This is a genomic window from Corallococcus exercitus, from assembly GCF_003611585.1.
In the GTDB taxonomy this organism is placed as follows: domain Bacteria; phylum Myxococcota; class Myxococcia; order Myxococcales; family Myxococcaceae; genus Corallococcus; species Corallococcus exercitus.
This window is the reverse complement of the sequence record NZ_RAVW01000720.1, coordinates 1-2,402: the sequence shown is the minus strand read 5'-3', so window position 1 is coordinate 2,402 and position 2,402 is coordinate 1. Positions and strand designations below refer to the sequence as shown.

At 71.0% G+C, this 2,402-nt stretch carries 1 protein-coding gene; it reads left to right on the top strand.

Annotated elements, in window-relative coordinates:
* Positions 1-468: 468 nt before the first annotated feature.
* Positions 469-2,402 (top strand): elongation factor G (gene fusA / locus D7W79_RS41290; protein WP_120530659.1); only part of this gene is annotated, 1,934 nt, incomplete at its 3' end.

Sequence of the window (2,402 nt, the reverse complement as noted above, 5' to 3'; positions counted from 1 at the left end):
TGTCTCGTGGGCTCGGAGATGTGGATAAGAGACAGGGAGGGGAGGGCCCCTGGCTGGACGCGTGGGTGCCTGCATTGACAGCGAGGGATGTCTGTCTTATCTAGTTGTCATCATGAGGCCCGTCTCCTTCCATGCCCTGCCGACCCTGAGCGCATTCGCGCCGGCGGCGGACGTGCGCCTCGCCCCCCGTCACGAGGTTCTGCTCGATATTTGAGCAGGCGGACCGGACTCCTCCGGTGCGCGCCGTGGCTGGTTGCCCGCGTGCCGTGAGCCCCGTCTCCGCCCGAAAAGTCCCCGCGGTGCCTTCGTGTGTCCTCGCGCGTTCCTGAACGGGCCTGACGTGCCCGTCCAGGCCGGTGTGCGCGTGCGCGCCTGAAGGCCGCCCCGGGCTGATTCCTCTCATCCAACCGGCGTCTCAATCCAATACACCCGCGGGCCTCGCTGCCCGGACGGGAACGGGAGTCTTCCATGCCTCGCACCACGCGCATCGAGCGGTACCGCAACATCGGCATCATGGCCCACATCGACGCGGGCAAGACGACGCTCACCGAGCGCGTCCTCTTCTTCACCGGCCGCATCCACTCCACGGGAGAGGTGCACACGGGCTCCACGGAGATGGACTGGATGGAGCAGGAGAAGAAGCGCGGCATCACCATCACGTCCGCGGCGACGACGGCCTTCTGGCAGCCGCGTCACGGGCGGGAGGCGGGCGTGCCCCACCGCATCAACATCCTGGACACGCCGGGCCACGTGGACTTCACCATCGAGGTGGAGCGCTCGCTGCGCGTGCTGGACGGCGCGGTGGCGGTGTTCGACGCCAGCCAGGGCGTGGAGCCGCAGTCGGAGACGGTGTGGCGTCAGGCGGACCGCTACGGCGTCCCTCGCATCGCGTTCATCAACAAGATGGACAAGGTGGGCGCGGACTTCTCCGCGAGCGTGCAGTCCATGGTGGACCGGCTGGGCGTGCGCCCGGTGGCCGTGCAGTGGCCCGTGGGCGACGGCGCGGACTTCCAGGGGCTCGTGGACCTGGTGCGCATGCGGCTGGTGCGCTTCCAGGGCGATGACGGCCGCTTCGACGACGACGCGCCCGTGCCGCCGGAGCTGTTGGAGGCGGTGCTGCCGTACCGCATGCACCTCATCGAGGTCTGCGCGGACGTGGACGCGGGCGTGATGGAGAAGTTCGTGGACGGGCGGGTGGAGGACATCACCGTGGAGGACCTGGAGCGCGCGCTGCGCTCGGGCACCCTCGCGCGGACGCTGGTGCCGGTGCTGTGCGGGTCGGCCTTCAAGAAGAAGGGAGTGCAGATGCTCTTGGATGCGGTCGTCAGCTACCTGCCGTCACCCGCGGACGTGGCCATGGTGGAGGGCTTTGCGCCCGGCACCGGCGAGCGCGTCAGCCGTCCCGTGTCGGACTCGGGTCCGCCAGCGGCCCTGGCGTTCAAGCTGATGAGCGACAAGGCCGTGGGCGGCATCGTGTTCCTGCGGGTGTACTCCGGCACGCTGCGAGCGGGCACCGTCCTGCTCAACCCCATCACCGGACGCAAGGAGCGGGTGGGGCGCCTGATGTTCATGCACGCCAACCGCCGCGAGGAGGTGGCGGAGGTGCACGCGGGCGACCTGTGCGCGGCGCTGGGGCTCAAGGGCGTGCGCACGGGCGACACGCTGTGCGACCCGGAGGCGCCGGTGGTGCTGGAGGCGTTGAACGTGATGGAGCCCGTGGTGCAGCTCGCCGTGGAGGCGCGCTCCCCCGCGGAGCTGCCGAAGTTGGAAGAGGGCCTGCAACGGCTGGCGGCGGAGGATCCGTCGCTGCGCCTGGGCGTGGACCCGGAGAGCGGCCAGGTGCTGCTGTCCGGCATGGGTGAGCTGCACCTGGAGGTGGTCGTGGACCGGTTGAGGACGGAGTTCGGCGTGGAGGCGCGCGTGGGACAGCCGAAGGTGGCGTACCGCGACACGCTGCGGGGCGCGGTGCGCCAGGAGTACCGCCACGTCCGCCAGTCCGGCGGGCCCGGACAGTACGCGCGCGTGGTGCTGGACGTGGGGCCGGCGCCGCGAGGGGCGGGGCTCGTCTTCGTGGACGCCACGAAGGGCGGCACCATCCCCCGCGAGCTGGTGCCCGCGATTGAAAAGGGCGTGGCCGGCGCCATGGCCAGGGGCGTGCGCGAAGGCGTGCCGCTGGTGGACGTGGAGGTGCGGCTGGTGGATGGGGACACGCACGTGAAGGACAGCACGCCGCAGGCGTTCGCGGTGGCGGGCTCGCTGGCGCTCCAGGAGGCCGCCAGGCGCGTGGGCGTGCAGGGGCTGGAGCCGGTGATGGAGGTGGAGGTGGTGACGCCGGAGGAGTTCCTGGGCGACGTGCTGGGGGACCTGGCGTCGCGGCGGGGACGGGTGGTGGGGATGGAGGC